This window comes from Streptomyces sp. YIM 130001 (genome assembly GCF_003574445.1).
Taxonomy (GTDB): Bacteria; Actinomycetota; Actinomycetes; order Streptomycetales; family Streptomycetaceae; genus Streptomyces.
In genome coordinates this window covers 177,929-202,356 of sequence record NZ_KZ984564.1, presented here as the reverse complement: position 1 = coordinate 202,356, position 24,428 = coordinate 177,929, and the positions used below count along the sequence as shown (strand labels likewise).

At 71.2% G+C, this 24,428-nt stretch carries 20 protein-coding genes and 5 tRNA genes; 11 read left to right on the top strand and 14 right to left on the bottom strand.

Features of this window, described 5'->3' with window-relative positions; translation table 11 throughout:
• The first annotated feature begins 34 nt into the window (after window positions 1-34).
• The 3 genes from DSC45_RS27645 to DSC45_RS27635 all read left to right on the top strand — a co-directional run bounded on the left by DSC45_RS27645 (window position 35) and on the right by DSC45_RS27635 (window position 3,385).
• Window positions 35-1,258: a Clp protease N-terminal domain-containing protein gene (locus DSC45_RS27645; RefSeq protein ID WP_119294676.1), complete on the top strand. Its 1,224-nt coding sequence runs from the start codon at window positions 35-37 to the stop codon at window positions 1,256-1,258.
• 92 nt (window positions 1,259-1,350) lie between these two features.
• Window positions 1,351-2,736: a sensor histidine kinase gene (locus tag DSC45_RS27640; RefSeq protein WP_119294675.1), complete on the top strand. Its 1,386-nt coding sequence runs from the start codon at window positions 1,351-1,353 to the stop codon at window positions 2,734-2,736.
• A gap of 4 nt (window positions 2,737-2,740) precedes the next feature.
• The gene (locus tag DSC45_RS27635; protein WP_119294674.1) at window positions 2,741-3,385 is read left to right on the top strand and encodes a response regulator; all 645 of its coding nucleotides are present in this window, start codon (window positions 2,741-2,743) and stop codon (window positions 3,383-3,385) included.
• A 331-nt stretch (window positions 3,386-3,716) separates the two neighbouring features.
• On the opposite strand, the gene DSC45_RS27630 is transcribed toward DSC45_RS27635, so the two are convergent.
• From DSC45_RS27630 to DSC45_RS27600, 7 genes are all read right to left on the bottom strand, one after another.
• Window positions 3,717-4,559, bottom strand: a complete 843-nt coding sequence (locus DSC45_RS27630) for an SDR family oxidoreductase (protein ID WP_119294673.1) — start codon at window positions 4,557-4,559, stop codon at window positions 3,717-3,719.
• On the bottom strand, window positions 4,556-5,683 hold the full coding sequence (locus tag DSC45_RS27625; protein WP_119294672.1) for an MBL fold metallo-hydrolase: 1,128 nt from the start codon (window positions 5,681-5,683) through the stop codon (window positions 4,556-4,558). The genes DSC45_RS27630 and DSC45_RS27625 overlap by 4 nt, the downstream gene beginning before the upstream one ends.
• A gap of 96 nt (window positions 5,684-5,779) precedes the next feature.
• Entirely contained in the window at window positions 5,780-6,790 is a 1,011-nt protein-coding gene (locus DSC45_RS27620; protein ID WP_119294671.1) for an AraC family transcriptional regulator, read from the bottom strand.
• Between the two features lie 297 nt (window positions 6,791-7,087).
• Window positions 7,088-7,160: transfer RNA gene (locus DSC45_RS27615), tRNA-Lys, on the bottom strand.
• 181 nt (window positions 7,161-7,341) lie between these two features.
• The gene (locus DSC45_RS27610) at window positions 7,342-9,531 is read right to left on the bottom strand and encodes a DEAD/DEAH box helicase (protein ID WP_119294670.1); all 2,190 of its coding nucleotides are present in this window, start codon (window positions 9,529-9,531) and stop codon (window positions 7,342-7,344) included.
• Between the two features lie 236 nt (window positions 9,532-9,767).
• Window positions 9,768-10,370 carry a hypothetical protein gene (locus DSC45_RS27605; RefSeq protein ID WP_119294669.1) on the bottom strand — a complete coding sequence of 201 codons (603 nt, stop codon included), beginning with the start codon at window positions 10,368-10,370 and terminating at the stop codon, window positions 9,768-9,770.
• 157 nt (window positions 10,371-10,527) lie between these two features.
• Window positions 10,528-10,878, bottom strand: coding sequence for a metallopeptidase family protein (locus DSC45_RS27600; RefSeq protein ID WP_205571444.1), 351 nt, complete (start codon window positions 10,876-10,878; stop codon window positions 10,528-10,530).
• A 59-nt stretch (window positions 10,879-10,937) separates the two neighbouring features.
• Between DSC45_RS27600 and DSC45_RS27595 the strand changes: the two genes are divergently transcribed.
• From DSC45_RS27595 to DSC45_RS27580, 4 genes are all read left to right on the top strand, one after another.
• Window positions 10,938-12,509: a metallophosphoesterase family protein gene (locus tag DSC45_RS27595; RefSeq protein ID WP_119294668.1), complete on the top strand. Its 1,572-nt coding sequence runs from the start codon at window positions 10,938-10,940 to the stop codon at window positions 12,507-12,509.
• A 105-nt stretch (window positions 12,510-12,614) separates the two neighbouring features.
• Window positions 12,615-12,687 (top strand) — tRNA-Glu (locus DSC45_RS27590).
• A 39-nt stretch (window positions 12,688-12,726) separates the two neighbouring features.
• Window positions 12,727-12,801: transfer RNA gene (locus DSC45_RS27585), tRNA-Asp, on the top strand.
• A gap of 27 nt (window positions 12,802-12,828) precedes the next feature.
• Window positions 12,829-12,902: transfer RNA gene (locus DSC45_RS27580), tRNA-Phe, on the top strand.
• 167 nt (window positions 12,903-13,069) lie between these two features.
• On the opposite strand, the gene DSC45_RS36140 is transcribed toward DSC45_RS27580, so the two are convergent.
• Complete coding sequence (locus tag DSC45_RS36140) at window positions 13,070-13,384, bottom strand: putative quinol monooxygenase (protein WP_205571443.1); 315 nt, start codon at window positions 13,382-13,384, stop codon at window positions 13,070-13,072.
• A 114-nt stretch (window positions 13,385-13,498) separates the two neighbouring features.
• Here DSC45_RS36140 and DSC45_RS27570 point away from each other — a divergent pair, with 114 nt between their 5' ends.
• Window positions 13,499-14,188: a TetR/AcrR family transcriptional regulator gene (locus DSC45_RS27570; RefSeq protein WP_240434875.1), complete on the top strand. Its 690-nt coding sequence runs from the start codon at window positions 13,499-13,501 to the stop codon at window positions 14,186-14,188.
• Window positions 14,189-14,206: 18 nt separating this feature from the next.
• Here DSC45_RS27570 and DSC45_RS27565 read toward each other — a convergent pair whose 3' ends face one another.
• From DSC45_RS27565 to DSC45_RS27545, 5 genes are all read right to left on the bottom strand, one after another.
• Entirely contained in the window at window positions 14,207-15,262 is a 1,056-nt protein-coding gene (locus tag DSC45_RS27565; RefSeq protein ID WP_119294666.1) for an ABC transporter permease, read from the bottom strand.
• Between the two features lie 128 nt (window positions 15,263-15,390).
• Window positions 15,391-16,326: a cytochrome c biogenesis CcdA family protein gene (locus DSC45_RS27560; protein ID WP_119294665.1), complete on the bottom strand. Its 936-nt coding sequence runs from the start codon at window positions 16,324-16,326 to the stop codon at window positions 15,391-15,393.
• Window positions 16,323-17,258 (bottom strand): DsbA family protein, encoded by a 936-nt coding sequence (locus DSC45_RS27555; RefSeq protein ID WP_119294664.1) that lies wholly within the window; start codon window positions 17,256-17,258, stop codon window positions 16,323-16,325. The genes DSC45_RS27560 and DSC45_RS27555 overlap by 4 nt, the downstream gene beginning before the upstream one ends.
• A gap of 65 nt (window positions 17,259-17,323) precedes the next feature.
• Window positions 17,324-17,887 carry a hypothetical protein gene (locus tag DSC45_RS27550; RefSeq protein WP_240434874.1) on the bottom strand — a complete coding sequence of 188 codons (564 nt, stop codon included), beginning with the start codon at window positions 17,885-17,887 and terminating at the stop codon, window positions 17,324-17,326.
• A gap of 53 nt (window positions 17,888-17,940) precedes the next feature.
• Window positions 17,941-18,402 (bottom strand): hypothetical protein, encoded by a 462-nt coding sequence (locus DSC45_RS27545; RefSeq protein WP_162929364.1) that lies wholly within the window; start codon window positions 18,400-18,402, stop codon window positions 17,941-17,943.
• Between the two features lie 161 nt (window positions 18,403-18,563).
• Here DSC45_RS27545 and hrpA point away from each other — a divergent pair, with 161 nt between their 5' ends.
• From hrpA to DSC45_RS36620, 3 genes are all read left to right on the top strand, one after another.
• Window positions 18,564-22,556 (top strand): ATP-dependent RNA helicase HrpA, encoded by a 3,993-nt coding sequence (hrpA, locus tag DSC45_RS27540; RefSeq protein ID WP_119294661.1) that lies wholly within the window; start codon window positions 18,564-18,566, stop codon window positions 22,554-22,556.
• A gap of 154 nt (window positions 22,557-22,710) precedes the next feature.
• Window positions 22,711-22,785, top strand: a tRNA-Asp gene (locus tag DSC45_RS27535).
• A gap of 242 nt (window positions 22,786-23,027) precedes the next feature.
• Window positions 23,028-23,216, top strand: a complete 189-nt coding sequence (locus DSC45_RS36620; RefSeq protein ID WP_119294660.1) for a DUF6274 family protein — start codon at window positions 23,028-23,030, stop codon at window positions 23,214-23,216.
• A gap of 515 nt (window positions 23,217-23,731) precedes the next feature.
• Here the strand turns inward: DSC45_RS36620 and bldC are convergent.
• Window positions 23,732-23,938, bottom strand: a complete 207-nt coding sequence (gene bldC, locus DSC45_RS27525; protein ID WP_119294659.1) for a developmental transcriptional regulator BldC — start codon at window positions 23,936-23,938, stop codon at window positions 23,732-23,734.
• Window positions 23,939-24,428 lie beyond the last annotated feature (490 nt).

Sequence of the window (24,428 nt, the reverse complement as noted above, 5' to 3'; positions counted from 1 at the left end):
TCCCAGCAGACGACACGACGGAGGGGAACGCCCGATGGATCAGCGAGCTTCCGAGCACGACGCCGACGCGACCACCGAGTTCGAGCGGGACGTGGTCGGGCTGCTGCTGGAGGCGATGAAGACGGTCGCCAAGCAGGAACGCGAGGACGTCGGCACGGAGAGCCTGCTGAGCGCGCTCGTGGCCGGCGACTCGGCCGCGGGGTCCGCGGTCGCCCCCGGAATGAGGGCGGCCGGTTCGCTCGGCGGCTCGATCGGATCCCGCGGCACATCCGTATGGATCAGCGACGACGCCGGGGACGGTGCGGCGGAGACCCCGCAGGACGGGCGGGAGATCGACGCCTGCTGGCGGGAGGTGCGCCAGGAGGAGGCCAAGAGGCTGCGCTGGAAGAACCGGAAGAAGACCGAGGAGGAGCAGGCAGCCGTCGAAATCCCGCCGATGACAGGCGCGTTGCGGTCCTGCCTGCGCAAGGCGCTGGAGGCCGCACGGCAGGAGGACTCCCGTTCCGTACGCGTCCGCCATGTGGCCCGCGCACTGGTCGACCTGCCCGGCACCCGGGCCCTCGAGGCCCTGGTGGTGGAGAAGCTCGACCTCTCCGCCGTCCCGGCCGCGCTCGACGCGCTGCGCGGCAGCGACCCGGTGCCGGAACCCGGCTCGGTGCTGATGCTGCGCAAGACGGGCACGTTCGGCAGGAGCGGCAATCCGCTGACCCGGAAGTTCTCCGCCTGGATCTTCGGCGGTGGTGCGGGCTTCGGTTCCGCTGTGGTGAGCGCGGTGCGCGCGGAGGCGCTGCGGGGAGCCGTACGGCGCGGTGCGCCGGAGCAGGAGCCCGTCGACGTACTCCTCGGCATCCTGGCCCTCGACCGCTCATTGGCCGTCGCCGGGCGTGAGCTCCCCGAGAACCTGACGGGAGCCAACCGAGGGGCCGAACTGCTGCGCCGGTACGGTGCACGGCAGGATGTCCTCGCCCGCGGGCTGGCACCCTCCACCGGAGTCGTGGAGGGGGACGCACGGGAGGTCGCGGGCAGCGCCGATTTCGAACGTCGGCTCCTGCACGTCACCCAGTTCATCGCCGCCGCCCGGGACTCGCCCACGGTCGGCACCACGCACCTGCTCGCCGCCCTCATCGACCGGGCCGGGACGGACGCGGCGACCGCGGCGGAGATCGAGCGGGTGCTGACCGAGAGCGGGGTGGACGTCGCCGGACTGCGGGCGGAGCCGGATCTCCAGGTGCCGCGGGGAGCGGCACGAGCCGCCTGAGACTGCGCGGTCGGCCTGAGACTGCGCGGTCGGACGGATCCGTTCCGCCGACTCGTAGGAGTGGTAGGGCCGTTGAGGACGGAGAGGGAGCCATGAGCCCGGCAGGACGACTGTGGCGGCGGATACGCCGCGAGGCCGCCGCGGTCCGGGAAGCGGTGCGCGCCGCACCCCGGCGGACGGTCGTCGCCGAGTCCGTACTCGCCGGTCTGGTCCTGGTGTGCACGGTGGCGCCGTTCCCGCTCGTGCCGCCGGTCCACCCGGTGGCCGCGGCCCTCCTCGGGGTGTGGGCGGCGCTGCTCGTACCGGCGCGGCGGGTGTACCCGGCGCTCGCGGTCGTGGGCTGTGTGCCGTTGGTCGCCGGGGAGAACATGTGGGCGACGGTGGTGGTGCCGTGCGTCGTCTGGTCCGCCACGCGCCGTATCGCCCCCGCGCGGCACGCTTGGAAGGTGGTCGGGGCGAGCGCCGCCGCCGCCGTCGTCGCGTCGGTCGCCGCCCAGTCCCTCAGCGGACTTCCGACGCTGCCGTATCTGGCGGGCGGCATCGGGGTGGCCGCGCTGTTCATCGTGCTGCCCGCACTGTCCGGCCTGATGCTGGGGCGTCGCCGTCGGCTGACCGGGCTGCTGCGCGAACGCAACGCCTACCTCGAACAGGCCCGCTTCCTCACCGACGAGGCGGCCCGCATGGAGGAACGGGCACACATCGCCGCCGAGATGCACGATCTGCTCGGCCACCGAATCGGCCTCATCTCGATGCACGCGGGCGCGCTCCAGCTCGCCGCCGAACGACAGGCTCCCCCGCTGGCCGACCAGGCCCAACTCCTGCACACCACCGCCGGAACGGCCATGGAGGAACTGCGCGGCATCCTCGGCGTACTCCGCCACCGGTCGGACGACGAGACCGGCGAGCGAGGAACCCGCGAGGACCTCTCGGCGCTGGTCGCCGACTCGCGGAACGCGGGCGCCGAGGCAGAGCTGCACTGGTACGCGACCGGCCCGGTGGACGCGGACGCCCGCACCCGGCAGGCCGTCCACCGCGTCACCCGCGAAGGACTCGCCAACGCGCTGAAGCACGCACCCGGCGCACCGGTCCGCGTGACGTTCCACGACGAGGGGGACACGGTGGCGGTCACGGTCCTCAACGACGCCCCGCCGGCGCCCCGTTCACCCGGCGACGGAAACCGCAGCGGACTGGTCGGCCTCCACGAGAGGGTCCGCCTGCTCGGCGGCACCCTGCACGCAGGCCCCCGCCCCGAGGGCGGCTTCGCCCTCTCGGCCCGGATACCCGTACGTCCCGACGTGCCGCCCCTGTACGCCACTTCGTCCGGGCCGGTGGGTGACGGTGCGGGCTCGCGGCCGCCGCTGTCCACCGAAGTCCTCACCTGGCCCCGGCTCCTGGGCGGGGGCTGTGCGGCGATGCTCGTGCTGCTCCCGACGGTCGGCGGGACGCTCGCCCTGCTGATCATGGCGGTCCTAGACTGAACCGATGATCCGAGTGCTGATCGCCGACGACGAGGCGCTGATGCGCACCGGGATCCGGCTGATCCTGGAGAACGACGACGAGGTCCGTGTCGTGGCCGAGGCCGAGGACGCTCCTGCGGCCGTCGAAGCCTGCCGCGCCCATCGCGTGGACGTGGCACTTCTCGACATCCGGATGCCGGGCGACGGCGTCAGCGCGGCCGCCGAGATCCTCCGCCACGCGCCGGACACCCGGGTCGTGATGCTGACCGCCTTCGGCGAGGAGCCGAGCGTCACACGCGCCCTGCGGGCCGGAGCCCACGGCTACCTCCTCAAGGACACCGGCCCCCGCGACCTCATCGCCGCCGTACGCCGCGCCGCCGCCGGCGAGATCGTCCTCGCCCCTCAGGTCACCCGCCAACTCGTCGAGTTCCGGGCCCGTTCGGGCCACGGCAGCGATGCGGCCTCCCGCCGCATCGCCGACCTGACACCGGCCGAACGCGACGTCCTGCGCCTCCTCGGCACCGGCCTCTCCAACGCCGAGATCGCCGCCCGGCTCCACCTGAGCGCCGGCACGGTCAAGGCCCACATCAGCAGCATCCTCACCCGCACCGACTGCACCAACCGCGTCCAGGCGGCGGTACTCGCCCAGGAGGCGGGCCTGCACGGCTGACGCCCGCTCGCCTCGCGCCACGCAAGAGGGAGCGTCCGGACCGATCGTCCCGGTACGCGGCCGGACCCCGGGGGCGATCGTGCGGGAGACGGACCCGTCCCGGAAGAGTCCCCGAGAGGGCCCGCTACCCGTGCTCGTACTTCTGCGCCCAGGACCGCCCGGGCATCAAGGCAGCGCCGTTCGGCGGGCAGCCGCGGTGGCGGCGTAGGGGCGGCGGCGCGAGGCGTGAACCTCGTCGACCGGCACGCGGGCCCGCGGCAGCCGGCGCCCGCTCCCCGTAGTAGCGGCAATCGTCGGCGCCGCCACCTCGGGCCACGCATCGCGCAGGCGTTCAGGAAGCCGAAGTCCCCCGCGCCGAACGCCGCTTGGCCAGCATCCTCCGCTGTACGCGCCGCCCCTGTGCGACCGCCAGCGGGATCACGCGCAGGCCGAAGGAGGGGAAGGCGTCCGCCACGCGTACCTGCAGCCCCCGCCGGCCGGGAAGCGTGGTGACCGGCCGCGGACGGTCCAGCACCTTGCGTACCGCGACGACGACTTCCGCGGGCATCAGGAGCTTGCCGGAGAAGGACAACGCCGAGGTGGGATCGTCGAGTCGGTCGTGAAGCATCGGGGTCCAGATGCCGTCCGGGCAGATGCAGGAGATGTCGATCCCCTTGATCCCGGCGAGGCGCAGGTCGGCGAGCGTGCTCCGACTGAAGCCGATCGCGGCGTGCTTGGACGCGGCGTACACCGCCTCGCCGGGCACGGCGGTCAGTCCGGCAAGGGATACGACGTTGACGATGTGCCCGCCCGTGTCCCGCATGGCCTCGATCGCGGCGACAGTGCCGTTGACCGTGCCGAGCGCGTTGACCTCCATCATCAGGCGGCGGACGGCGGCCGGTTGCTCCCATGCGGGGCCGGTCACCAGCACTCCGGCGTTGTTCACCCACACGTCGAGGCGGCCCGCCTCCGCCACGATGCGGTCGCGCGCCGCGGTGACCTGGGCTTCGTCGCGTACGTCGACGGCCGCCCACAGGACGTCGGGACCGAGTTCGACCGCCGTGGTGCGTGCCGCGTCCCCGTCGACGTCGGTGACCAGTACCCGGTGGCCGCGCTCGACGAGGGCCGCGGCGATGAGCCGGCCGAGGCCGCGGCCCGCGCCCGTGACGACCGCGCCGGCAGGTGAGCGGCTCATCCTCGGCTGCCCTCGATCTCGCCGTAGGCGATCCCGCCGTGGGCGTAGGTGGGTACGACCGGCCAGAAGCGTTTCCACGGGGCCAGTTCGGTCGAGGGCAGGATCTGCAGCCAGCGCGGGTCCTTCCTGGACCCGTCGGCGAGGGTCTTCTCCTTGACCATCGAGTCGTACTGGTCCAGGGAGTCCTCGAGGGTGTTGGCGTTGGGGCAGATCTCGCGGCCGAAGGACCGGTGGTAGCGCCGCACGCCGGGGATCTTGGACAGTTCCGGCTGCCAGTTGTCCAGTGCGATGCCGTTCTCCGACGACACCCACACGCCGTCGGGGGTGTTGAGTGCCAGCGAGTGGTTGCCGTCGGTGTGTCCGGGCGTCCACAGCAGCGCGACGCCGGGGCCGAGCTCGATGTCCCGGTCGAAGGTGACGAACTTGTCCGGGTCCACGCCGCCGAGGCCGCCGTCGACGTACCACGCCCACTGCATCGGATGCAGGGACTGCAGCGTCGCCAACTCGCGCTCGTGCACGAGCATCCGTGCCTCGCCGAACAGCGGCTCACGGGGCGCCCGTTCGCCGTCGATGACCTCGCTGGAGCCCAGGATCATCCGCGGGTCCTGCACATGGAGGTGGTCGAAGGTGCAGAAGTCGATGTCGTCCGCGGTGAGCCCGAGCCGGCGCAGGACGTCGCCGGGTTCCGCGTAGTACTGCACGATCGTCCGCTCGACCAGCTTGCCTCCGGGGATCCTCGCCGTCAGCTTCTGCAGGTTGCGGTAGAACGGCGCCTCGGCGGACCCGTCCGGCACGGTCGGCTCGAAGACCAGCGTGCGCGCCCGCCCGTCGAAGTCGTCGTACTGCACGACGATCATGCGGTTGATCATGGAGATCAGCGGGAGCGTGGGCACGCTGACGGCGTCGTGGAAGGCGTACTTCACCGGGTACGGTGCCGCGGCGATGTCGACCGACTTCACCGCACGCACCCGGCCCCCGGCCTTGAAGCGCTCCTTGTACGCGGCAGCGGCCTCGCGGACGCTCCGCAGCCGTTCGCCGCGCGGCCACACCTCGTGGACCCCGTCGAACTCGGGGATGGGCCGCGCGCCGATCCCGCTCAGGTGGTCGGTTCCGGCTGACGCCATGGGCCACTCCTCGCTCTCGTCGCACTCGTCGCACTCGTCGTCGAGGCAGCAGCATGCCGCCGGGAGGCGGGCGGCGTTTGTTCCAGCGCGACAAATTCAACAAGTGCCGCGCAACCGGCGGCGAACCTCGCTCGGTGTGGAGTTCTCCCACCGCCGTACGGCGTGGCCGAGGCCGGACTGGTCGGCGAAACCAGCCATCGCGGCCACCTGCCCGAGAGGGAGTTCGGTGGTGGTGAGGTAGCGCAGGGCGAGCTCCCGTCGTACGCCGTCGAGGATCTCCTCGAAGCCGGTCGACTCCGCGGCGAGCCGCCGCTGCAGCGTGCGGGGATGCATGCCGAGGAGCCGTGCGACCTGGCCGATCGCCACCGCCGTGCTGCCGACGCTTGCGGCCAGCGCCCGCCGCACCTGAGTGGACACCAGCTGCTCCGGGTCGGTGTGATGGCCGGACAGGTACTCCACGGCGAACCGGCGGATCGCCGCGTCCGCGCCGTGGAACTCCCGGTCGAGCAGCCGCCGTTCCACCCGCAGCGCGGCGCTCGGGCAGCCGAACTTCACATCCGCGCCGAAGAATTCGGTGTACCGGGACACCGGCGAGAGCGGGTGGTGCGGCAGCTCGACCGACCGCAGTCCGGCCAGACTCCCGGCCAGGGCCAGCGCCGCACGGTGGAAGAGGCCGACCCCGAGCTCCATGGCCTGCGGGGAGTACGGCGACTCGCGCAGGTCCTTCCGGTACGTGAGCGCGACCACCTCACGGCGGCCGCGCGGATCCGGCTCCACACCGATACTGAGCGCCGGACTGTGGACGAACATGAAGCGCGTCGCGCAGTCCAGCGCCTCCGTCACCGTGGAGGAGGCCTGGATGGCCAACGCCAGGCGGCCGAGAATGCTGAGGTCCTGGGCGCAGGCGAGGCGGAGGCCGAAGTCGGGGCACCGGAGGTCACGTGCGACCGCGTCGAGCATCAGGTCGTGCCGGGTGATCGGGACGAGCCCCTCCTCGGAGGTGAGCGCCTCAGGAGGGATCGCGAACCGCCGGGTGAATTCCCCGGGGTCACCGCCGAGCTCCTCGACCAGGCGCGCGAACCCGCGCAGGCTGGCTCCCCGGATCATCGCACCCACCGGGCGATGCTAACCGCAGCGCACAGTCGGCCGAGGGCGCGGTTCGGTCACCATCGGATCGCCCGGAGCGGGCCCGCCGAACGGCTTCCGGGCAACGCCGCGAGCGCCGGTACCGGACCGCTCCGGCACCCGCTCCCGCCGTCCACCGAGAATCCGCTCCCCCCAGCCGCGCTGACGTACCGTCCGCTCACGCAAGGGCTGCGGAACGAAGCAGCGCCCGACCCCACCGAAGTGGAGATCGGGCGCTGCCCAGCAGGTCGGACGGGATTTCCCCGGACCCGGACGCGGTAGGCCGTGTGGGACTCGAACCCACAACCAATGGATTAAAAGTCCACTGCTCTGCCAATTGAGCTAACGGCCCTCGTGAACGCACCCCCGAGCATAGCCGGACGGACACGCGCCGCCGATCGGGTATCCGCCCCGTGGCCCCGTCGGAGTACGGACGAGGCGGGCCCACCGGTGTGGTGGGCCCGCCTTCGTACGTTTCGTCACCCTGTCCCGTACGTCCGGGGCGGGTTCACCGGTCGAGTGGCCGGCGGGGGTCAGCCGTTGCGCTTCCAGCGCGGCTTGTCGTCACGACGGCCGAAGGAGCTGCTGCTCTGGCCGCGGTGGCCGCTCGGACGGTCGTCACGGCGGTTGAACGGACGGTCACCGGCGCCGCGGTGGCCGCTCGGACGGTCGTCGCGACGGTTGAACGGACGGTCACCGGCGCCGCGGTGGCCGCTCGGACGGTCGTCACGGCGGTCCCGGTTGAAGGGACGGTCGTTGTCACGACGCTCGAAAGAACGGCCACCACGGTCGTCCCGACGGTCACGGTTGAAACCACCACGGTCACCACCGCGGTCGCCACGGTCGTCACGACGGAACCCGCCACGGTCACCACCGCGGTCGTCGCGGTTGAACGGACGGTCGTTGTCACGACGCTCGAAAGAACGGCCACCACGGTCGTCCCGACGGTCACGGTTGAAACCACCACGGTCACCACCGCGGTCGCCACGGTCGTCACGACGGAACCCGCCACGGTCACCACCGCGGTCATCACGCTTGAACGGACGGTCGTTGTCACGACGCTCGAAAGAACGGCCACCACGGTCGTCCCGACGGTCACGGTTGAAACCACCACGGTCACCACCGCGGTCGTCACGCTTGAAGGAACGGTCGTCCCGGCGGTCGAAGTTGCCCCGGTCGTCACGCCGCTCGCGACGCTCCTCGCGCGGCTGCTCGGCCAGGGCTTCGGCCTGCACGACCTCGGCCTGGGCGGACTCGGCGGCGGCGGCCACCGCGGCCACGGCCTCCTCGGGGTCGTCGCCCCGCTCCCGCGCGGCACGCGCGGTCAGCCGGTCGGCCTCCTCGCGCAGCTCGGTCGCGCGCCGCTGCGCCCGCTCCAGCTGCTTGGTGAGGTCGGACACGTCGCGCTCGGCCTGTCGCGCCGAGTTGTCCGCGGAGTCGGCCTGCACCTCGGTCAGCGACCGGGCACCGGTGATCTCGGCGACCTCGGGCTCGAAGGTGCCGGCGCCGCCGACGATGTGGCGCGAGGCGTCGACGCCCGCGTCCTCCATCAGCCGGAAGATCTGCCGGCGCTGGTGCGGCAGGGACAGCGACACGACGGTGCCGGAACGGCCCGCGCGAGCGGTACGGCCGGAGCGGTGCAGGTAGTCCTTGTGGTCGCCGGCCGGGTCCACGTTCAGCACCAGGTCGATGCCGTCCACGTGGATACCGCGGGCGGCGACGTCGGTCGCGACGAGCGCGTTGACGTAACCGTCCTTGAAGTCCGCGAGCGTGCGGGTGCGCGCGCCCTGCGTCATACCGCCGTGCAGCGCGTCCGCCTTCACGCCCGACTCGCGCAGCTGCTCCGCGATGCGGTCGCAGCCCAGCTGGGTGCGGACGAAGATGATCGTGCGGCCCTTGCGGGCGGCGATCGCGGCGGTGACCGGAGCCTTGTCGCGCGGCTTCACGATGAGGATGTGGTGCGACATGGTCGTCACGGCGCCCTGAGCGGCGTCCACCTCGTGGGTGACCGGGTTGTTCAGGTAGCGCTTGACCAGCGTGGAGATCTCGTTCTCCATCGTGGCGGAGAACAGCATCCGCTGGCCGCCCGTGGGGACCTGGTCGAGCAGTTCGGTGACCTCGGGCAGGAAGCCCAGGTCGGACATCTGGTCGGCCTCGTCGAGCACGGCGATCTGCACGTTCTCGAGCGAGCAGGCGCCGCGGTTGATGATGTCGCGCAGACGGCCCGGAGTGGCGACGAGGATGTCGACGCCGCGCTCGAGAGCGTAGATCTGGTTGCCCATCGAGGTGCCGCCGCAGACGACCTTCATCTTCAGGCCCATGACGTCGCCGTAGGGCTGCAGCGCGTCGGCGACCTGCATCGCCAGCTCACGGGTCGGGGTCAGGATGACGCCGCGAGGCTTCTTCTTCTCGGTGCGGCCGCCGGTCAGGGTGGCGAGCAGCGGCAGTCCGAACGAGAGCGTCTTGCCGGAGCCGGTACGGCCGCGGCCGAGGATGTCCTTGCCGGCCAGGGCGTCCGGGATGGTCGCGGCCTGGATCGGGAAGGGCGTGGTCACGCCGTTCTGGGCGAGCTTGCGCACGATGCTCTCGGGCAGACCCAGGTCGGCGAAGGTGTTCTCGGGGGCCTGGGGGGTCTCGGGAGCCTGCTGCTCGGCGTCGACGACGGCCACTGCGGCCTCGTCGTTCTCGGGCAGGACGGCGTGATCAGTACTGAAAGTGGACATGCGAAATGCGAAACCTTCCGGAGTCTCGGCACGCGCCCATAACTCCGTGAAGTTCGCAAGTCGACCGCCTCAATGCGGTCCAGCCACGGCAAGGGAGAGTACGCGCCACGCGGCACTCATACGTGGTTCTGCGCCAGGATGGCGTCGAACCTGAGCTGCCGGGCAAATGGGATCAAACGATCTACCACTGTACGCACCCCCCGGGCCTAAAGGCAAACCACACCCAAAGGCCCTGCTCAGGCAGGCTTTCCGGCCTCCGGAGACGGCTCGATCCGGGGCGCTCCGGCGGCCCTCCCGGAGTCCGCACCGCGCCCCAGCTGCGGCCGCGGCGCCGAGGACGACGGTCCCGGCGGGTCCGGCTCGGGGCTCGGACTCTCGGCCGGCGGATCACTCGGTTCCGGCGCGGGTGGGTCGGGGCGGTCGGGGGGCGGCGTGCGGGTGGGTTCGGGCCGCGGGCGGTTCGGTTCGTCCGGCCGTCGGGGGCCGGGGTGCGCTGCGGGGGCGTCGTCATCCGGGCCGGACTTCTTGCCGCCCTTGCCGGATCCCGTGCTGCCGCCGGAGTCCCGGTCATCGCCGTCGGCGCCTCGGGGGCCACCGCCTCCGCGGCCTTCGGCCGCGCCGGGCCGCGCGCCCCCGGCGGCTCCCGAACCGCCTCCGGTCGCCACCTTCCCGCCGTCCGGACCGGTGTCGTCGCCCTGCTGGACGGAGGACCGTTTCGGCGCGGGATCACCGGAGTCGTCGCCCACGCTCATGCATCCGGCACTGGCGGTGAGTGCGAGTACGGCGGCGGCCAGGCGCACGGGTACGTAACTGCGGGCGGGTACGTACGGCTGGCGCACGACGGGGACACCTCCGGAGCGGAAGAACTGGGTCCCCCTGCCCAACTCCCGCCGCCCACAAGAGGACACGCGCCGCGGCCGCCCCGCGATCCGGGGTCAGCCGTACCGGGAACGCCTGCCGTTCCCCGGCTCGCGGGCATCCGCGCCGTCGCGTGCCTCAGCCGTACCCGAGCGCGTGCAGCCGTTCGTCGTCGATGCCGAAGTGGTGCGCGATCTCGTGCACCACGGTGATCTCCGTCTCGGCGACCACGTCCTCGCGGGCCTCGCACATGCGCAGCGTCGGCCCCATGTAGACCGAGATCCGGTCGGGCAGCACACCCGCGTACCACTCGCCCCGCTCGGTCAGCGGGGTCCCTTCGTAGAGCCCGAGCAGCTCCGGATCGTCCGCCGGCGGCTCGTCCTCGACGAACACGGCGACGTTGTCCATCAGCCGCGTCAGCTCCGGAGGGATCCTGTCCAGGGCCTCGCCGACCAGTTCCTCGAACTCGGTACGCGTCATCTCCAGCACACCGCCATTGTCCGCCACCGCACCGCATAGCCGCCCCCGCGCACGGGCATACCGGACCAATGGCCCGCGACAGTGCCGCCACCCCGAAGCACGTCGTCCACCTCGCCAAGGCCCTCCTGCGCCGCACCAAGGGCGGCCCGGGAGCGGTCCTGCGCGGCTACCGCTCCCGGCATCCGCACACCGTCGTCGCGCTCGTGCACCCGGCCCATCCCTGGTCGAGGGCGTTCGGCCTGGTCGCGGTGGTGCTGATCGGTGCCTGGCTCGGGCTGCTCATCGTGGGCAGCGTGCGCGCCCCGGTCGGCCCGATGGACACCCGCATGACGGTCCGCCCGTCCGCCACCGGCGGCACCAAGATCAACGTCTCGCCGCTCGGCGCCCTGGAACTGCAGTCGCACCTCGCCCCCGTACGCCTCGACGTCGACGTCGACCGCCTCGACCCGGAGCGCGCCCGCGCCCTCGTCGACCATCCGGAACGGATCTCGGGACTCCAGGACGAGGTCGCCGCGGACGTCCGCAGCGGCACCGTCGACGTCGCCCTGCGCTCCTGCGTCGCCGTCGTCTCCGGCGCCACCGCACTCGGCCTCGCGGTCTACCGCAGACCGCGCCGCGCCCTCGCCGCCGGCGGCCTCGCCCTGACCCTGCTCACCGCCTCCGGCGTCGCCGCCTTCGCCACCTGGAACCCGAAGTCCGTGCTCGAACCGAAGTTCTCCGGCCTGCTCAGCAGCGCCCCTTCGGTGGTCGGCAGCGCCCGCAGCATCGTCAGTGAATTCGACGTCTACCAGAAGGAGTTGGCGCGCCTCGTCACCAATGTGACCAAGCTCTACGACGCCACCTCCACGCTCCCCGCGTACGCCCCCGACCCCACCACGGTCCGCGTCCTGCACGTCTCCGACATCCATCTCAACCCGGCGAGCTGGCACATCGTCCAGTCCCTGGTGGAGCAGTACGACATCGACGTCATCGTCGACTCCGGCGACACCATGGACCACGGCACGGCCGCCGAGAACGCGTTCCTCGACCCGGTCGAGGACCTCGGCGCCCCCTACGTCTGGGTGCGCGGCAACCACGACTCGGAACTCACCCAGCGCTATCTCGAGGGCCTGGACAACGTGCATGTACTGGACGACGGCAAGGCCGTGACCGTGGCCGGACTCCGCTTCGCCGGCATCGGCGACCCGCAGTACACCCCCGACCGCTCCGTGGAGGCGGAGGGCGATCCGGCCGAGGAGCTGGCCGGCAGCAGGCTGGCCTCGGCCCTGTGGCAGCAGGACGCGGCGGGCACGCCCGTGGACGTCGCCATCGCCCACAATCCGGTGGCCGCCCGCGAGACCGACGGCGCCGTGCCGCTCGTCCTGGCGGGCCACGTCCACCACCAGGAGATGGAGGTCATGGAGAACGGCACCCGGCTGCGCATCGAGGGCTCCACCGGCGGGAGCGGACTGCGTGCGGTCGAGGACGACAAGCCCGACCCGGTGGAGGCGTCCGTCCTCTACCTGGACCGCGACAGCAAGCTCCTGCAGGCGTGGGACGAGATCCGGCTCGGCGGCCTCGGCCTGACGACGGCGGAGGTCAGCCGCCATCTGCCGAAGGAGAACCAGCCCGGCGCGACGCCCTCGCCGAGTGCCCCGTGAACCCGCTCCCGGAGCCGCCCGTAAACCGTTTTGGCGATCGCTCCCCGCATCCCATATGCTTCTCACGTCCCCGACGCGCTGCGAAGCGCCCAGGCGGGCCAATTAGCCCTCATCGTCTAGTGGCCCAGGACGCCGCCCTTTCAAGGCGGTAGCACGGGTTCGAATCCCGTTGGGGGCACGCAGCAACCTGTGCGAGACTTAGGTCCGCACAAAGCTTGGTCCTGTGGAGCAGTTTGGAGTGCTCGCCACCCTGTCAAGGTGGAGGCCGCGGGTTCAAATCCCGTCAGGACCGCTTGCATTTCACCTCGGTGAACTGCGTGGCTGGGTAGCTCAGTTGGTACGAGCGATCGCCTGAAAAGCGATAGGTCGCCGGTTCGATCCCGGCCCCAGCCACTCTCGCCCAACAGGGCAATCACCCCCTCCGGAAGCTTCCGGAGGGGGTGTTTTCATGCCGCTCCACGCCGACCCGTCACGCCAACTCCCCTGCGGCGCGGGAGAGACGCGCCCCCGAGCCTTCCACCGCTCGCCGCGTCGGGCGTGCGGCGGGCACCTCGTCGCGTTCAGTCCGGACCGGCGGGCAGGGCCGCGTACGGGTGGACCTCGATCCGCGTCGGCGGCTCGGCGAGGAGGCCGATGATCTCGTCGCGCAACTCGTCGGCGAGCGGGCTGTTCTCGTAGGCGTCCTTGGCCTCGTGGCTGCGGAACACCTCCATGTTCCACAGCACGTCGGGGTCGGCGTCCTCGCGGGCGATGATGAACCGGTCGGACGATCCCGACTTCTCCATCCCCTCGGTGGCCAGCGCGAACAGCTTGTCGCCGAGTCCGGGCTTGGCACGCATCCTGATCACGTATGCGGGCTGGTCCTGCAGTGCCATGTCCCTCTCCTTCCGTGCCGCGGCCGGGCGTCCGGCACAAGTCCGGGATCCGCCGCTGGAATGTCGTTCCAGAGAGAGTGTGGAACGACGTTCCAGCCATGTCAAAATGGCGGCGTGACACCTCACCCGCGCAAGAAGCCGGAGCGACGCACCGAACCCCTCTCCCGTGAGCGGATCGTGGACACCGCTGTCGGCCTGCTGGACACGGCGGGCGAGAGCGGACTGACCTTCCGAGCGCTCAGTGAACGTCTGGCCACCGGCCCCGGCGCGATCTACTGGCACGTGGCCGGCAAGAGCGAGCTCCTGGCCGCGGCCACGGACCGCGTCGTCAGCCGCGCGCTCACCGAGGGCCCGGACGGATCGCCGGACGGCATACACGATGTCGCCCTCGGCCTCTTCGATGCGATCGAGGAGCACCCGTGGCTCATCGGCCAACTCACCACCCAGCTCTCCCACCACCCCACCGGCCCGGTGACGACCCGCATCTTCGAGGCCACCGGCCGACAGGTGTCCGCGCTCGGCGCACCCGCGAGCAGCTGGTTCACCGCGACATCCGCCCTGATGCACTACATCCTCGGCGCCGCCGGACAGAACGCCGCGAACGCCGCCCGCGCCCGTGCCCTCGATCCGGAGGCCGACCGCACCGCATACCTGGACACCGTGGCGGGTGCGTGGAAGCAACTCAGCCCCGACGACCACCCGTTCACTCGAGCGGTCGCGGACCAGGGTCTCGAGCACGACGACCGCACGCAGTTCCTCGCCGGGATCGACCTCATCATCGCGGGCGTGACGGCCGGGGCTTAGGGCCCTGAAGGGGGAGGGTCACGCAGGTGCCGCGGGGGCGTCCGCCGGTTCGCGGCCGCCCGGGTGGCGGTGGCGCCAGAACCAGAAGAGGCCGCCGGCGAGTACGGACCAGCCCCCGAGGACCAGGAACGGGAACGCGTGCTGGTGGCCCTGGAAGTAGACCGCCGTGTGCTGGGCGTTGACCGAAGCGCCGGGCGGGAGCCACTGGCCGAGGCGGCCGATGACCGTGGGCAGCAGCGGGGGTGCGACCGCTCCGCCGGAGGCGGGGTTGCCGAGGAGGACGAGCAGGCCCCAGGTCGGGATCATCGACCAGCGGTGGAAGAAGGTGTTGAACATCGTGAAGACCATCCCGCAGGCGAACATCGTCAGCGCGAGGATGAGCCAGGACTCGACGAACGGCAGGTCCACGGCGCCGAGCCCCCAGTCCACGACGGCGGCCACCGCGAACCCGCCGAGCAGGGCGTACGCGGCGGTGCAGGCGATGCGTTCGGCCGGGTTGAGGCCGCGGGCGTGCACGCTGAGCTGGATCGCGCCGACGAAGCCGATGATCACCGCGGCGAGCGAGATGTAGAAGATGGTCAGGCCGCGGGGGTCGCCGCTCTGCAGCGGGCGAAGGTCCTCGACGGTGACCGGGATGCCGGTGGCCCGGCTCACCGGGGAGGCCGCCTGGGTGAACACCTCGGCCACCGAGAACCCGGAGGCACTGGACACTTCGAGGTGCACGCGGCGGCCGTCGCCGGCGACGTCGAGTACGGCGTAGACCCGCTGTTCGTCGATCGCTTCGCGCGCCTCGGCCCGTGAGCCGTACGGGCGCAGGTCGAGCTCCGCGTCGAGTGCCTTCTCCATCCCGGTGAGGAACTCCTTGCCCCGTGGCTGCTCGTACTGGCCGGTGACGGCGGTCGGGATGTTGTGCGGGGTGGGATTCGCCATGGCGTACGTGTACGCGGCGGCGAAGAGCGCCGCGGCCGCGGCGAGGATGAGCACGAGGACGGTCGCGGGCAGGAACGGCGACCTCTTGAACGCGGCCCAGTGCGCGGCCCGGGACGCGGGGGACTCTTCGGGCGTATGGGACATATCTGAAAGTTAGAGCACCGGGCGGGTGCGGACATCCCGGGTGCGTGGACGCCGTGCGCCCCAGCCAGGACTGACCTGCGGCGGCCGAGTGCCGACCGGGCCGGTCGTGGGCACTCGGCCGCCGCTGTTCAGTCCTCGGCCCGGGACGGCTCGGGGGTGGAGGCGCGTTCCGGGGCGTCCGACCGGTCCGGTACGGCCGGCTGTTCCGGTTCGGCCGGCTGTTCCGGTTCGGCCGCGGACTCGTCGGAAGGCCGGCCGCGGAGGTGGCGCCAGGCGAAGGCGGCACCCACCGCGAGGACGATCAGCGCGACGAGGACGCCGTCCGGCACCCTGTCCCCCACTTCCCGCGCCCACTGCTCCACCGCGAAGGAGTCGTCCACGTCGAGCAGTCCGGGCAGTGCCGTCGTCCCGTCGTACGCCAGGAAGAGCGCGCCGAGGGCGATGAAGAACAGGCCGGAGAGCAGGCTCGTGGTGTGCAGTTCGAGGCGGCCTACGTGGAGGCTGCGGCCGCGCAGCCAGCGGCGTCGGCCCAGGTCGAAGCGTTCCCACAGGGCGGCGAGCAGGAACAGCGGGACGGCCATGCCGAGGGCGTAGACCGCCAGCAGCGCCCCACCGTAGGCGGGCGAGCCGCTGACCGCGGCGACGGTGAGCACGCTGCCGAGGATCGGGCCCGCGCAGAAACCGGCCAGGCCGTACACCGCACCGAGTGCGTACACCGACAGGGCGGTGGTCGGGCGGATACGGCCGGAGAGTTCGGCCATCCGCCGGGAGGCGAAGCCGCCGCCGAGAATCTGCAGCACGCCGAGCGCGACGATCAGCCAGCCGCCGGCGAGGACGAGCAGATCCCGGTTGCCGTAGAAGAACCGGCCCGCGTAACTGCCGGCCGCACCCAGCGGCACGAGGGTGGTGGCCAGGCCCAGGTAGAAGATGCCGGTACGGGCCAGCAGCCGGGACGAGCTGTCGATGGAGTAGGCGAAGAAGGCAGGCAGCAGGAGGGCGCTGCACGGGCTGAGCAGGGCGAGCAGGCCACCGAGGAAGGCGGCCAGGTAGCCGATGTCGGTCACGGGGCGCCGCCGGTGGTGGACGGGGCGGGGGTGGTCTTCCCGTCGGAGTCGTGCTCGTCGGCGCCCTTCCGGGCACCCTCGGACTCCTTCGTCTTCGTCTTCGCCTTCGCCTTCGCTTTCGCCCGGGTCTTCGCGTCCTCGATGGCGGCGGTGAAGGCCTCCTCGGGCTGCGCGCCGGCCAGCGGACGGCCGTTGATCAGGAAGGACGGCGTGGAGGTGGCTCCGAGGCCGTACGCCTCGTCGCTGTCCTTCGCGACGGCCCGCTCGGAGGCCGCACTGTCGAGATCGCGCGCGAAGAGCCCGAGGTCCTTCACCCCGGCCTCGCGGGCGAGGGCGGTCACGCGGTCCTTCGAGAAGCCCTTCTCCTTGACCCCCTTCGCGTACGCGGCCCCGTGGAACTCCCAGAACCGGTCCTGCTGCCCGGCCGCCCACGCGGCCCGCGCGGCGGTCTGGGAGTCCTTGCCGAAGATCGGGAAGTTGCGCCACTCGATGCGCAGGGTGCCGTCGTCCACGTACTTCTCGATCAGGGCGGGTTCGGTGTCGCGGGCGAACTTGCCGCAGAAGCCGCACTTGAAGTCCGCGTACTCGACGAGGACCACGGGGGCGTCCGCGCGGCCCACCGCGAGTTTGTCGTCGGCGTCACGGCGGGCGAGCTGCTCCAGCTCGGGGTGGACGCCGCCCGCCGGATCGGTGGAGACGTCGGCGGCGGGTTCCCCTGAGGTCACCTCCGGGGAGCTGTCGGGGCGGGTCGCGGTGTACGAGAGCGTGCCGAGCAGCACGGCGGCGACGACCGTGCCGGCCGCGAACACCGCGCCCTTGGTGCGGGACGTGGCCCGTTGCGCGGCGGCGGAGGGGCGGGGCTTCGCGGAGGGGCGGGGCTTCGAGGACGCCGAGGCCTTGGAGGCAGGCTTCTTGGCAGGGTTGGCGGACATCGGTGTTCCGTTCTCCTGGAAAGGCGGAGGGAGTCTGAGGGGGGGGCAGGCCGGTCGCTGACGGCTCAGGCGGCGGTCGCGGCCGTGGGCGGCGCCGGGCAGGCGACCTCGCCGGCCAGCCGTCGTACGGCGGCCACGGCGAGCAGCGCGAGCGAGACGACGGCGAGCGCCGGCTGCAGCGGTGCCCAGATCGTCAGGGCACCGGAGGTGCCGAGCGCGAGCAGCACGAGCTTGTTGCACACGGGGCAGCCGACCGCGAGGAAGGAGAGGACGGCGCCCGCGGTGCCCAGACGCGAGGCACGTTCCCGGCGAGGCGCGCGGTCGCGGTCGGCACCGGTCCGTACGTAGGTCGCGAACAGCAGGCCCGCCAGTACGGAGGTGGCGACGAGGACCGGCAGGTTCCACCACTCCGGCGGGACGCTCCGGCCGAAGACCGGGCTGGGGATCAGCGCCGTGGGCAGCCCCACGACCAGCGCGCAGAGCAGTGCGGCGCCGAGTGCCGCGCCCCAGCGGGCGGACGGCCAGGCGGCCGGGGCGCGCAGGGCGAGGCGCAGGTCGCGGCGGGCGGCGCGGGCGAGCGCGGGCATGCTGCTGCGCGCCCGGGCTGGGGGCGTTCGGTGGTCGGTCACGGGAGGTCTCTCCTGTCCGTACGTCTGAGTGGCCTGTCGAGGTACGGGCAGGCCTAGACGCGCAGGACGGAGAGGGAGACCGGAGTCGGCGGTTCGAGCGGGGGTGGGGCACGGTCCTTGGCCGGGGCGGGCGCGTGGGCCGCCGGGGCGCAGAGGTCGGTCGCCGCGTGGGCGTGGGCGAACGCGGCGAGGAGTTCGGCCGCCGGGTTGCTGCGCGAGGGGTTGTTCTGCTGGGCGTCGCGGTCGTGGCGCTTGCTCTTGCCACAGCCGACGCCGTCGTCGATCACGGCGGGGCCGGCCACCTGAGCGGCCGCGTCGGCGCGCTGCGCGGGACCTGTCGGGCCCCTCGACGTAGGTGCGGCGCCGGGCCTCCACTCGTCCGACACCTGCACGCCGGACCGAGCCTCCGCCGCACCGGCGGGACCGCAGAAGAGCCCCGCCGCCAACGCCACGAACAGCACACCGAGCAGCGTGATCACCGCTCGGTCGGCGCGGGTGGCGTGGACTCGGGACATGCCCCACATACTGCACCACCGCATCGCGCCACCGACCACACCCCACCCCCGGTCCACGACCGCCCGTCCGGGCCGGTCCCGGCCGCCAGGGCGGGTACCGGCCCCGCTCTCGCCAAAACCGTTCGCCACCCCTTCGTCGGCAGTGAGATCCTGGACCCCGTATGTCTACTTCCTATGCCGACGTCGCCCGACTCCTCGACGACGCCTCGCTTCGCGACGCACACCGCCTCGGCCGCCGCCTCGAGGGCTCCCGCCGTATCCGCAAGCCGGAGGCGCGCGAGGCCGTGCTCGAGGAGATCGCCGCCGAGGCCGGGAAGTCCGCCGCCCGGGTGGCCGAGCGGCGCGCTGCCATGCCCGAGGTGACGTACCCGGAGCAACTGCCGGTCAGCCAGAAGCGGGACGAGATCCTCGAGGCGATCCGCGACCACCAGGTGGTGATCGTCGCGGGCGAGACCGGCTCCGGAAAGACCACGCAGATTCCCAAGATCTGTATGGAACTCGGCCGCGGCGCACGCGGCATGATCGGCCACACCCAGCCCCGCCGTATCGCCGCCCGCACGGTCGCGGAGCGCGTCGCGGAGGAGCTGGGCACGCCGCTCGGCGAGACGGTCGGCTGGAAGGTCCGCTTCACCGACCAGGTCAGCGGCAAGACGTACGTGAAGCTGATGACGGACGGCATCCTGCTCGCCGAGATCCAGACGGACCGCGAGCTGCGCGCCTACGACACGATCATCATCGACGAGGCCCACGAGCGGTCCCTGAACATCGACTTCCTGCTCGGCTACCTCGCCCAACTACTGCCCAAGCGCCCGGATCTGAAGGTCGTCATCACCTCGGCGACGATCGACCCGGAGCGCTTCTCCCGGCACTTCGGCGACGCCCCGATCGTCGAGGTCAGCGGCCGTACGTATCCGGTCGAGGTGCGCTACCGGCCGCTCCTCGAGGAGGACTCCGAGGACGCCGACCGCGACCAGATCACCGCGATCACGGAGGCCGTCGAGGAGCTGCAGGGCGAGGGCAAGGGCGACATCCTGGTCTTCCTCTCCGGCGAGCGCGAGATCCGCGACACGGCGGACGCGCTCAACAAGAGGAACCTCAAGTTCACCGAAGTGCTCCCTCTCTACGCCCGCCTCTCCCACGCCGAGCAGCACCGCGTCTTCCAGCGCCCCGGCGCAGGGACGACCCGCCGTATCGTCCTCGCGACGAACGTGGCCGAGACGTCCCTGACCGTCCCCGGCATCAAGTACGTGATCGATCCGGGCACCGCCCGCATCTCCCGCTACAGCCACCGCACCAAGGTCCAGCGCCTGCCCATCGAGGCGATCAGCCAGGCCAGCGCCAACCAGCGCAAGGGCCGTTGCGGCCGTACGTCGGACGGCATCTGCATCCGGCTCTACAGCGAGGACGACTTCGAGGCCCGGCCCGAGTACACGGACGCGGAGATCCTCCGTACGAACCTGGCGAGCGTCATCCTGCAGATGACCGCCGCCGGCCTCGGTGACATCGAGAAGTTCCCCTTCATCGACCCGCCGGACCACCGCAACATCCGCGACGGTGTCCAACTCCTGCAGGAACTAGGGGCGTTGGACCCCAGCGAGAAGGACGTACGCAAGCGCCTCACCCCGATGGGCCGCCAGCTCGCCCAGCTCCCCGTCGACCCGCGCCTGGCACGCATGGTCGTGGAGGCCGACAAGAACGGCTGTGTGCGCGAGGTCATGGTGATCGCCGCGGCCCTTTCCATCCAGGACCCGCGTGAGCGGCCGGCCGAGAAGCAGACCCAGGCCGACCAACAGCACGCTCGCTTCAAGGACGAGTCCAGCGACTTCCTGGCGTATCTGAACCTCTGGCGGTACGTGCGCGAGCAGCAGAAGGAGCGCGGCTCCTCGTCGTTCCGCCGGATGTGCAAGCAGGAGTACCTGAACTTCCTGCGCATCCGCGAATGGCAGGACATCTACACCCAACTGCGCACCGTGGCAAAGCAGATGGGCGTCTCGCTGAACAACGACGACACCGCAGCGCCGGACCAGCAGATCCACGTCTCGCTCCTCGCGGGTCTGCTGTCGCACGTCGGCATGAAGGACGTGAAGACCACCGGCAAGGAGAGCGGCAAGGACACCGCCCGCGACGGCAAGGGCTCCGGCGGGCGGAACGAGTATCTGGGCGCCCGGGGCGCCAAGTTCGCCGTCTTCCCGGGTTCGGCGCTCTTCAAGAAGCCGCCGCGGTTCATCATGTCCGCCGAGCTGGTGGAGACCTCGCGCCTGTGGGCGCGGGTCAACGCGAAGATCGAGCCGGAGTGGATCGAGCCGCTCGCCGAGCACCTGACCAAGCGCACCTACTCCGAGCCGCACTGGGAGAAGGACATGGCCGCGGTCATGGCGTACGAGAAGGTGACGCTGTACGGCGTCCCGATCGTGGCCTCGCGCAAGGTCAACTACGGCCGGATCGACGCGGAGGTCAGCCGCGACCTCTTCATCCGCAACGCCCTGGTGGAGGGCGACTGGCGCACCCACCACAAGTTCTTCGCCGCCAACCGCCGGCTCCTGACCGAGGTCGAGGAGCTGGAGCACCGGGCCAGACGCCGCGACATCCTGGTCGACGACGAGACGCTCTTCGACTTCTACGACGAGCGGCTGCCGGCCGATGTGGTCTCCGGCGCGCACTTCGACTCCTGGTGGAAGAAGCAGCAGCGCGAGGAGCCGGAGCTGCTCGACTTCGAGCGCTCGATGCTGATCCGGGAGTCGGCCGAGGCCGTCACCAAGGACGACTATCCGGACACGTGGCGCCAGGGCGGCCTCAAGTTCCGTGTGACGTACCAGTTCGAGCCGGGTGCGGATGCGGACGGCGTGACCGTCCACATCCCGCTGCAGGTCCTCAACCAGGTCACCGACGAGGGCTTCGACTGGCAGATTCCGGGCCTGCGCGAGCAGGTGGTGACGGAGCTGATCCGCTCGCTGCCCAAGCCGATCCGCCGCCACTACGTGCCGGCCCCGAACCATGCGCGGGCGTTCCTCGACCGCGCCGTTCCGCTGCAGGAGCCGCTGCCGACGACGCTTGCCCGCGTGCTGCAGCAGATGGTCGGAGTGCGGGTCGACGCGGAGGACTTCGACCTGTCCCGCGTACCCGACCACTTGAAGATCACCTTCCGGATCGTCGACGAGCGGCGCCGCAAAGTGGCCGAGGACAAGGACCTCGAGGCACTGCGCCTGCGTCTGCGGCCGAAGGCACGGCAGGCGATCTCGAAGGCGGCCGCGGCGACGGCCGAGCGCTCCGGCGGCGAGTCGATCGAACGCACCGGCCTGACCGACTGGACGCTCGGCACCCTCAGCAAGGTCTTCGAGACGAAACGCGCCGGCCAGCCGGTCAAGGCGTTCCCGGCCCTGGTCGACGCGGGCGACACCGTCTCGGTCAGCCTCTTCGACTCCGAGGCCGAGCAGCGGCAGGCGATGTGGCAGGGCACGCGGAAGCTGATCCTGCTCAACATCCCGGTCAGCCCCGCCAAGTTCGCCTCGTCCAAGCTCTCCAACGCGGCGAAGCTGACCCTCTCGGCCAACCCGCACGGCTCTGTCCAGGCCCTCGTCGAGGACTGCGCCACCGCGGCCGCCGACAAACTGATCGCCGACCACGGCGGCCCGGCCTGGGACGAGGAGTCGTACCGCAAGCTCTACGAGAAGGTCCGCGCCGACCTCGTCGACGTGACCGTCCGTGCGGTGGACCGCGTCAAGGAGGTCCTGTCCGCCTGGCAGGCCTGCGAGCGCCGCCTGAAGTCGACGAAGAGCCCGGTCCTGCTCGCGAATCTCACCGACGTACGCGACCAGTTGGCGGACCTCGTCGGGCCGGGCTTCGTGACCCGCACAGGCCTCGCCCGCCTCCCGGATCTGATGCGCTACCTGGTGGCCGCGGACCGCCGTCTGCAGCAGATGCCGTCCAACGCCCAGCGGGACACCAGCCGCATGGCGAAGGTCCACGAGATGCAGGACGAGTACGCCTGGCTGCTCGAGCAGCTGCCGCAGGGGCGCCCGGTCCCCCAGCAGGTCCTCGACATCCGCTGGATGCTCGAGGAGCTGCGGGTCAGCTACTTCGCCCACGCCCTCGGTACGGCCTACCCGGTCTCCGACAAACGGATCATGAAGGCCGTGGACGCGGCCGCGCCGTAAGGCATCGGGACCGCGGCCGCACCGCCGCAGGAGTCGGCTCCCGCCCCCTGGTTCCCAGTGACGAACCCCGTACGCAGAGCGAGTTCGACCAGCGCCCCGCCCGCGTGTAAAGTCTCCTCTCGCAGCACAGCGCAGCATTCGGTGCCGCGAACAAGGTCCTGTGGAGCAGTTTGGAGTGCTCGCCACCCTGTCAAGGTGGAGGCCGCGGGTTCAAATCCCGTCAGGACCGCAGTTGTTGGAAGGGCCGTCATCCCAGCGGATGGCGGCCCTTCCTCATACCCCTCGCCGCTCGAAGCCTCACCCCTCGAAGCGGCGCCCGTGCGACAGCCGCGAAATCCCGTCAGGACCGCGGCACGGCCGCCATCCCCGGCGGAGGCGGCCCGTCCGCATGCCCGGCCGTCTTGACGCCTCCCCCTCCCCCCGGTACTCAGAACTCAGGGAGTGAGTCCGCCCATTCGCCGGGAGGTGCGCATGACGGCGTCCGCGCGACATGAGACCCGGGCACTACTGCGTGCCCATCTCGCAGCGGCCACGGGGTACCGGCATCTGACCCGGCACTGCCCCATCTGCCACCGGCTCCTGAGACTGGCCATGGAGCCCGGACAGCCCGCTCTCGCCGGCGAGGACCCCGCACGGGACGAAAGTCCTGCAGGGACGTGACGAAAGCCGCGCCCATGCGCCCCCGACGAGTGCGACTCTGGACAGTGAACAACGGACTCCAGCCGCACCGCCGGGGCCGGATCCCCATTAGCGCAGGGGCGCCAGGGGCAACAAGCACCCCGCCGTGTGACGGGTGTCACCGAACAAGTCTGAGAAACCCCCGCACTTACGCCCTCCCTACAACTAGTCAATTTAATACGTGCAATTGCACCTCCATCGAGAGGTGACCCACGGGTAGCCCACAGGGCCCGCCAGACTCCAACAGGGCCCCCCACCGGAGCCCACCGAGAGGCACACACCCGGACTCCGGGAGCCCTCACCCTGACTCCGCCCGCACCGCCGGCGCACAAAAAAGATCGCGCTGGACCCGGCGGAGTCCAGCGCGATCGACGACGTACCCAAGAGATGCGGGCGCGGAGCCTGTTGGGGCAGGCCACCCGTCGTATGGAGCCGTGGTGGGCAGGTACCGAGTTGGGGGACCCGGATTGCCCGGTCTTGCTCTGCTACGTGCCTGTTCAGGCCTCGCTGCGCTGCTGCGGAATACCCGCGAGCAGTGCGCGGACCTCGGTCTCGCGGTAACGACGATGTCCACCCAGGGTCCGGATGGACGTGAGCTTGCCGGCCTTCGCCCAGCGCGTGACCGTCTTGGGGTCGACGCGGAACATCGTGGCGACCTCAGCGGGGGTCAGCAGCGGCTCGGTATCAGGGGTACGAGCGGTCATGAGCGGCCTCCTCGGGAGAACCGAATCCCAGTCCGGTTCTTTCCTCTAAATTCTGCACCTTGACCCGCGTTGCCCGAAATGGCGGACGCGAGTCGAGTCGGTTATAGGACGAACGGCTTGTCCTCGGCACTACAACTACACCATCCGTCCAGCCGCGTCGGCCAAACCGATGGAATTGCCCTCTGAGGCGTCCATCAACGACGGATGCCGATGGACCGTCCCATAGCGGACAGTCACGCCACTGTGACGATCAGTCACAGGGTGACCATGAGTCATCAGGCCCCCCATAGAGTGCAATACCGAGTACTCCGCCCATAGTTGGGCGGAAGGAGTCCTCCCCGGACCCCTTGTCCTATTTTGGCACGAGGGTAGGGGAAGAGGGCAAGGGCGCTGTAAGTGCGGTCCATCACCTTGAGGCGTGCTTGCGGCAAACGCCCGGATCGGGACCTACGTCCTCACGGCCCACCACCATAGGCGCTGACACGAAGCG

Coding starts and splice junctions, on each gene's coding strand:
- DSC45_RS27645 (WP_119294676.1), top strand. CDS start 35: ATGGATCAGCGAGCTTCCGAGCACGACGCCGACGCGACCACCGAGTTC.
- DSC45_RS27640 (WP_119294675.1), top strand. CDS start 1,351: ATGAGCCCGGCAGGACGACTGTGGCGGCGGATACGCCGCGAGGCCGCC.
- DSC45_RS27635 (WP_119294674.1), top strand. CDS start 2,741: ATGATCCGAGTGCTGATCGCCGACGACGAGGCGCTGATGCGCACCGGG.
- DSC45_RS27630 (WP_119294673.1), bottom strand. CDS start 4,559: ATGAGCCGCTCACCTGCCGGCGCGGTCGTCACGGGCGCGGGCCGCGGC.
- DSC45_RS27625 (WP_119294672.1), bottom strand. CDS start 5,683: ATGGCGTCAGCCGGAACCGACCACCTGAGCGGGATCGGCGCGCGGCCC.
- DSC45_RS27620 (WP_119294671.1), bottom strand. CDS start 6,790: ATGATCCGGGGAGCCAGCCTGCGCGGGTTCGCGCGCCTGGTCGAGGAG.
- DSC45_RS27610 (WP_119294670.1), bottom strand. CDS start 9,531: ATGTCCACTTTCAGTACTGATCACGCCGTCCTGCCCGAGAACGACGAG.
- DSC45_RS27595 (WP_119294668.1), top strand. CDS start 10,938: ATGGCCCGCGACAGTGCCGCCACCCCGAAGCACGTCGTCCACCTCGCC.
- DSC45_RS36140 (WP_205571443.1), bottom strand. CDS start 13,384: ATGGCACTGCAGGACCAGCCCGCATACGTGATCAGGATGCGTGCCAAG.
- DSC45_RS27565 (WP_119294666.1), bottom strand. CDS start 15,262: ATGTCCCATACGCCCGAAGAGTCCCCCGCGTCCCGGGCCGCGCACTGG.
- DSC45_RS27555 (WP_119294664.1), bottom strand. CDS start 17,258: ATGTCCGCCAACCCTGCCAAGAAGCCTGCCTCCAAGGCCTCGGCGTCC.
- DSC45_RS27545 (WP_162929364.1), bottom strand. CDS start 18,402: ATGTCCCGAGTCCACGCCACCCGCGCCGACCGAGCGGTGATCACGCTG.
- hrpA (WP_119294661.1), top strand. CDS start 18,564: ATGTCTACTTCCTATGCCGACGTCGCCCGACTCCTCGACGACGCCTCG.
- DSC45_RS36620 (WP_119294660.1), top strand. CDS start 23,028: ATGACGGCGTCCGCGCGACATGAGACCCGGGCACTACTGCGTGCCCAT.
- bldC (WP_119294659.1), bottom strand. CDS start 23,938: ATGACCGCTCGTACCCCTGATACCGAGCCGCTGCTGACCCCCGCTGAG.